Origin of the sequence: Acidovorax sp. HMWF029, from assembly GCF_003060895.1 — a bacterium.
Taxonomy (GTDB): domain Bacteria; phylum Pseudomonadota; class Gammaproteobacteria; order Burkholderiales; family Burkholderiaceae_C; genus Acidovorax.
The window spans coordinates 1-6121 of the sequence record NZ_QAIH01000148.1 but is presented as its reverse complement, the minus strand read 5'-3'; the positions used below and the strand labels follow the sequence as shown (position 1 = coordinate 6121).

Below are 6121 nucleotides of genomic sequence, written 5' to 3'. Positions count from 1 at the left end.
GTCCACCATAGCGTTGGGGCTTGTGGTGTTCTGCTCCACCCACTCTTTCAGTGGCGCATCGCCCAGCGCCTCGATGAACTGCAGCAGACCGCCGCGCGAGCGCTCGCCGTTGTGGCGCAGGTTGTCGCAGTTCATCAGCGTCACAGCGCCCGCACCGGCTGCCCTGCGCGCGCGCAGGATGCTGACCAGGCCGCCATAGATGGTGTGACCTGCCTGGCCCGCCTTCACGGCCGCCAGGTCGGCGCGCAGGTCGGCAAACGCGGGCCAGTCGAGCTGGTTCTGGGCATCCAGGTAGTAGCCCGCCTCGGTCACCGTGAAGCTGATGATGCGGGTGGCGGGGTCGGCACCCATGGCAATCAGCGGGGCCAGGTCATCCTGGTAGGGGATCACGCGCTGGATCGACTCGATGACGGCGTAGTTGCGCTCGCCTTGGGGGGTGACGGTTTCGAGCGTGTAACGCCCATCCTGCGCTTGCAGCGCCGCGATGGTGTCGGCCATGTCCGGGCGCAGGTTGCCGCCTGCGATGGCCCATTCGCGGTCATCAGCGGTGCCCTGCTGGCGCAACGCGTGGACGTAAACGGCCTGGTGGGCGCGGTGGAAGGAGCCCAGGCCCAGATGCAGGATGAAATTCATGGTGCGTGAAGGCAGGTGTTTACAGATCGAAATTGGTGGGCATCATCACGACGTCGCGGATGGTCATGCCGCGCGAGCGGGTGAGCATGAACAGCACCACCTCGGCCACTTCGGATGCCTCGATGAGGCTGCCGCTGGCCTTGGCTTCTGCGAGCTTTTCCGCAGGCCAGTCGGCCAGCAGCGAGGTGATGACGGGCCCGGGCGAGATGGAGCCCACGCGGATGCCGTGCTTGAACACTTGGCGGCGTACGGTCTGCACGAAGCAATTGACGGCCCATTTGGACGAGGCGTAGACAGGCTCCCACGGCGTGGGGAAATGCGCGGCCAGCGAGCTGGTGACGATGATGTCACCCGTGCCGCGCTCGATCATGTGGGGCAGCACGTTGTGCACGTTCTTCATCACCACGTTGACGTTCAGGTTGAGCATGCGGTCGATCGCGTCGGGGTCGGCATCCACCAGGTCGCCACCCACATACAACCCAGCATTGGCGTGAAATATGTCGAGCTGGCCCGCGAGCGCCAGCGTGCGCTGCAGCAGGCTGGCGCATTGCCTGGCATCGAGCAGGTCCAGCACCAGCGGCAAGGCGTTCGGTCCGATGGCTGCACAGGCCTTGGCCAGCGCTGCCTCGTCACGGTCGATCAGCACCACGCGCGCACCAGCGTTGGCCATGGCTTGGGCACTGGCAAAGCCGATGCCCGATGCGGCGCCGGTAACCGCCGCCACCTTGCCTTGAAGTTCTTGTCCGGGGGACATGGAAGCAGTCATGGCGGTCATGCGGTATGGCGGGCCACCACGCGGCCGTTCGGGTCGAACCAATGGGCTTGCGATGCATCGATGTCCAGGCAAACCGCATCGCCCGCACGCAGGCCTGTGCGGTCGTTCTGGCGGGCCACAAACTGCGCGCCGCTGGGCGTTCTCACGTAGATCAGTGTCTCGGCGCCCAGTGCTTCCACCAGGTCCACCTGGCCCGGCACCGGCGTCGCGCCGGTGCTGCGCACCGTGATGTTCTCGGGTCGCAGGCCGATGGCACCGCCCTCCGCCCCGGCGGGTGCCTGTTGTTGCACGGGCGATGGCAACTGCGGCAAGGGCACCACGTTCATCTGCGGCGTGCCGATGAACTGGGCCACGAACTGGTTGGCGGGCCGGTCGTACAGCTCGAGCGGCGTGCCCACCTGCTCGATGACGCCGTCGCGCAGCACCACCACGCGGTCGGCCAGCGTCATGGCCTCGACCTGGTCGTGCGTGACATAGATGGTGGTGGCACCGAGGTCGCGGTGCAGCTTGGCGATCTCCACACGGGTCTGGCCGCGCAGCGCAGCGTCGAGGTTGGACAGCGGCTCGTCAAACAAAAACACCTTGGGCGCGCGCACGATGGCGCGGCCGATGGCCACGCGCTGGCGCTGCCCGCCCGACAGCTCCTTGGGCGTGCGCTGCAGGTACTGCGTGAGGTTGAGGATGCGAGCGGCGTTCTGCACCTTCTCGTCGATCACCTGCTTGTCCACCTTGGCAAGCTTGAGCGCAAAGCTCATGTTCTCGTACACGCTCATGTGCGGGTACAGCGCATAGCTCTGGAACACCATGGCCAGGTCGCGCTTGCTGGATGGCTGGTCGGTGATGTCGCGGCCGTCGAGCATCAGGGTGCCGCCGTCGATGGCTTCGAGCCCCGCGATCAGCCGCAGCAGCGTGGACTTGCCACAGCCCGAGGGGCCGACGAAGACGATGAACTCGCCTTGCTGGATGGTGAGGTCGATGCCCTTGATGGCGCGGTGTTCGCCGAAAAATTTCTCGATGCCGCGCAGTTGAAGGTAGGCCATGGAATCGGGTTCCTGAATGCTTGAAAACTGGGGAGATGAGCGCTGCGCTTTACTTGACCGCGCCGAACGTGAGACCTTGGACGAGCTGCTTCTGGCTGAACCAGCCAAACACCACGATGGGTGCAATGGCCATCAGCGAGGCGGCGGACAACTTGGCCCAGAACAGGCCCTCGGGGCTGGAGTACGACGCGATCAGCGTGGCCAGCGTGCCGGCCTTGGCGGCGCTCAGGTTCAGGCTCCAGAAGGCCTCGTTCCACGACAGCACCAGGCACAAGAGGCCGGTGGACGCGAGGCCGCCCATGCCCAGCGGCAGCAGCACCAGGCGCACCTCCTGCCACAGCGTGGCGCCGTCCATGCGCGCGGCTTCCAGAATCTCGCGCGGGATGTCCTTGAAGTGCGAATACAGCATCCAGACCATGATGGGCAGGTTGGACAGCGCGAACACGATGATCAGCGCCAGCTGCGTATCGAGCAGGTGGCTCTTTTGCGCCAGCACATAGATGGGTACCAGCGCGCCCACGGCGGGCATCATCTTGGTCGAGAGCATCCACATCAGGATGTCTTTGGTGTACTTGCCCTTGAAGAACGCCATGGCGTAGGCCGCAGGCGCAGCCAGCATCAGCCCCACCAGGGTAGAGACCACGCTGGTGATGACCGAATTCTTGGCGTACAGCAGGTAGTCGCTGCGCTCCTGCACCTCGTGGAAGTTTTCGAGCGTGGGGACAAAGAACAGCTGCGGCGGCACGGCGATGGCCTGCAATTCGGTCTTGAACGCCGTGAGGAACAGCCAACCCAGCGGGAAAAACAGCAGCAGGGCCACGCCCCAGGCAGCGGCGGTGCGCAGCGCCAGCAAGCCCAGCGGGAAGTTGGAGCGGCGTCGTTGTGTCGTTGTCATGAGCATTGCCCCGTCTTACTTGTCAAGGTTCTTGCCGACCATGCGGATCAGAAACACCGCCGCGATATTGGCCAGCAGCACTGCGAACAGCGCACCTGCCGATGCAACGCCCGCGTCAAAATTGAGCAGCGCCTGCTTGAAGATCAGGAAGGTGACGTTGGTACTCGCATCCCCCGGCCCGCCGCCCGTGGTGGTGTAGATCTCGGCAAAGATGCTGAGCAAAAAGATGAGTTCGATCATCACCACCACGGCCACCGAGCGCGCCAGGTGCGGCACATACAGGTAGCGCAGCTGCTGCAGGTAGTTGGCGCCGTCCATGCGCGAGGCTTCGAGCTGCTCGTGGTTCATGCTCTGCAGCGCGGTCATGAAAATCAGCGTGGCAAAAGGCAGCCATTGCCACGACACCATCACGATCACCGAGAACAGCGGGTGGTCGGTGAGCCAATCCACCGGCTGTGCGCCAAAGAACATCCACACCTGGGCGAGCACGCCGTAGATGGGGTTCATCATCATGTTCTTCCACATCAGCGCATTCACCGTGGGCATGACGAAGAACGGCGAGATCAGCAGCACCCGCACGATGCCCCGGCCCGCAAACGGCTCGTTGATGAGCAGCGCAATCGCAATGCCAAGCACCACCGTGATGAGAATGACGCTGCCCAGAAGCAGCAGCGTATTGACCACCGCCGTGCCAAAAGACGGGTCGGTGACGAAGTACTCAAAGTTCTCCAGCCCGGCAAACCCGGTCTGGTCTGGCTGCATGAGGTTGTAGCGGATGAGCGAGAAGTAGATCGTCATCACCAGCGGCACGATCATCCACAGGAAGAGCGTGGCCATGGCGGGCGTGAGCAGCAGGCGGGGGAGCAGGCGGCGGTTCATGGAAGGTCCGAAAGGGCGCGAGTAAGTGGCGAGCGATCAACGCGCAGAGGTCTGCACAGAGCCCACAACCGCGCCGAACCGTTCGGGCTGAGCCGGTCGAAGCCAGGGCGTGTTGGCACACAGCACTTCGCCAGGCTCAGGGCGAACGGTGAGTACGCAAACGGTCCGGGGCGCATCGTGGGTTCGCACAACCTGGGGTTACTTGTAATAACCGCCCTTTTTCATTTCACGCTCGGCAATCACCTGGCTCGCCTTGAGCGCCGCGTCCACGCTTGTCTTGCCCGCCAGCGCTGAACTCATCTGCTGGCCCACGGCGATACCGATGGCCTGGAACTCAGGGATGGCAGCGAACTGCACACCCACATACGGGCTCTTGGGCAAGGTCGAATCCGTCGGGTTGGCCGAGTCGATGGCGGTCTTCTCTGCCGCGGCAAAGCGGGCGGCCTTCTGGAACTCTGGCGATGCATAGGTGCTCTTGCGCGTGCCGGTGGGCACATTGGCCCAGCCGTTCGTCTTGGCTACGAGCTGTACGTAATCCTTGCTGGTGGACCAGGTGATGAACTTCTGCGCAGCGTCCACCTTTTTCGAACCGGCAGGGATGGCCAGGTTCCAGGACCACAGCCAGTTGGCGCCCTTGGGCGTGTTCATGGTGGGTGCCTGGGCAAAGGCCATCTGGTCAGCCACCTTGGACTGCTTAGGGTCAGCCACGAACGAGGCGGCGATGGTGGCATCCACCCACATGCCGCACTTGCCGGAGTTGGTCAGCGCCAGGATCTCGTTGAAGCTGTTGGCTGCAGAACCGGGCGGACCGTAGTTCTTGAGCAGGTCCACGTAGAAGTTGATCGCATCCTTCCAGGGCTTGGATTCGAGCTGCGGCTTCCACTGCATGTCGAACCACTGGCCACCGAAGGTGTTGACCAGCGTGGTCAAAAACGCCATGTTGTCGCCCCAGCCCGGCTTGCCGCGCAGGCAGATGCCGTACACGCCGTTCTTGGGGTCGTGCATCTTGGCGGCCAGATCCTTGATCTGCGGCCAGGTGGGACGCTCGGGCACCTGCACGCCCGCCTTGTCAGCCAGGTCCTTGCGGTACATCAGCATGGAGCTTTCGCCATAAAACGGCGCGGCAAACAACTTGCCATCCACGGTCAGGCCGTTGCGCACGGCGGGCAGCAGGTCGTCCACGTCGTAGGCGGCGTCGGTCTTCAGCTCCTGCAGCCAGCCCTTCTTGCCCCAGATGGGCGCTTCGTACATGCCAATCGTCATCACGTCGAACTGGCCGCCCTTGGTGGCGATGTCGGTGGTCACGCGCTGGCGCAGCACGCCCTCTTCCAGCGTCACCCACTTGAGCTTGATGTCGGGGTTGGCCTGCTCGAAGTGCTTGCCGAGCTTTTGCATCTCGATCATGTGGCCGTTGTTCACGGTGGCAATGACCAGTTCGGTCTGCGCGCTGGCAGCGCCGCACAGCGACAGGGTGAGCGCAGCAGCCAGGACGAGGCGCTTGGGAGCCTCGGCACGGACAGAAGCACGGTGGAAATGTGGCATCGGAATGTCTCCTTCGGTATTGGTATGAAATCAACCGCTCAACGCCAGTGCTGGCATACAGGGCATTGACGGACTGAACGATACCGATGCTGCAATGCTCGATTGGTACTGCAATCGACATCACAAATACTAATTTGCACCAGATGCTCAGGACTAACACCTAGGCGTATCAATTGGGTATGCAAGTTGCCCCGCGCGCGCGCCCGCACGGGCAATTGAGCATATTAGCTATCAAATTAATAGCTACAAATGCTTACCCAACAGGCGGAAGTGGCATATCTTGTTCATTTTTTCCGCAACGGGTCTTGGCTCCGGCGCGTCCAGACAATCCAGCCCCCCCAAAGCCCAGACCACACC

Annotated in this window: 5 protein-coding genes and 1 pseudogene; all 6 read right to left on the bottom strand. The window is 63.1% G+C overall.

The window, feature by feature from the left end; all coding sequences use genetic code 11:
- A pseudogene (locus DBR12_RS22715) lies at positions 1 to 633 on the bottom strand (mannitol dehydrogenase family protein); the annotation flags it as partial.
- A 19-nt stretch (positions 634 to 652) separates the two neighbouring features.
- Entirely contained in the window at positions 653 to 1387 is a 735-nt protein-coding gene (locus DBR12_RS10175) for an SDR family oxidoreductase (RefSeq protein ID WP_108617133.1), read from the bottom strand.
- Positions 1388 to 1404: 17 nt separating this feature from the next.
- Positions 1405 to 2448, bottom strand: a complete 1044-nt coding sequence (locus DBR12_RS10170) for an ABC transporter ATP-binding protein (protein WP_108617132.1) — start codon at positions 2446 to 2448, stop codon at positions 1405 to 1407.
- A gap of 49 nt (positions 2449 to 2497) precedes the next feature.
- Positions 2498 to 3343, bottom strand: coding sequence for a carbohydrate ABC transporter permease (locus DBR12_RS10165; protein WP_069105337.1), 846 nt, complete (start codon positions 3341 to 3343; stop codon positions 2498 to 2500).
- A 15-nt stretch (positions 3344 to 3358) separates the two neighbouring features.
- On the bottom strand, positions 3359 to 4222 hold the full coding sequence (locus DBR12_RS10160) for a carbohydrate ABC transporter permease (protein WP_108617131.1): 864 nt from the start codon (positions 4220 to 4222) through the stop codon (positions 3359 to 3361).
- Between the two features lie 198 nt (positions 4223 to 4420).
- Positions 4421 to 5764: a sugar ABC transporter substrate-binding protein gene (locus DBR12_RS10155; protein ID WP_108617130.1), complete on the bottom strand. Its 1344-nt coding sequence runs from the start codon at positions 5762 to 5764 to the stop codon at positions 4421 to 4423.
- Between the last annotated feature and the right edge of the window lie 357 nt (positions 5765 to 6121).

Excerpts from the sequence above, each read along its gene's own strand:
- DBR12_RS10175 (WP_108617133.1), bottom strand. The coding sequence starts at position 1,387 with ATGTCCCCCGGACAAGAACTTCAAGGCAAGGTGGCGGCGGTTACCGGC.
- DBR12_RS10170 (WP_108617132.1), bottom strand. The coding sequence starts at position 2,448 with ATGGCCTACCTTCAACTGCGCGGCATCGAGAAATTTTTCGGCGAACAC.
- DBR12_RS10165 (WP_069105337.1), bottom strand. The coding sequence starts at position 3,343 with ATGACAACGACACAACGACGCCGCTCCAACTTCCCGCTGGGCTTGCTG.
- DBR12_RS10160 (WP_108617131.1), bottom strand. The coding sequence starts at position 4,222 with ATGAACCGCCGCCTGCTCCCCCGCCTGCTGCTCACGCCCGCCATGGCC.
- DBR12_RS10155 (WP_108617130.1), bottom strand. The coding sequence starts at position 5,764 with ATGCCACATTTCCACCGTGCTTCTGTCCGTGCCGAGGCTCCCAAGCGC.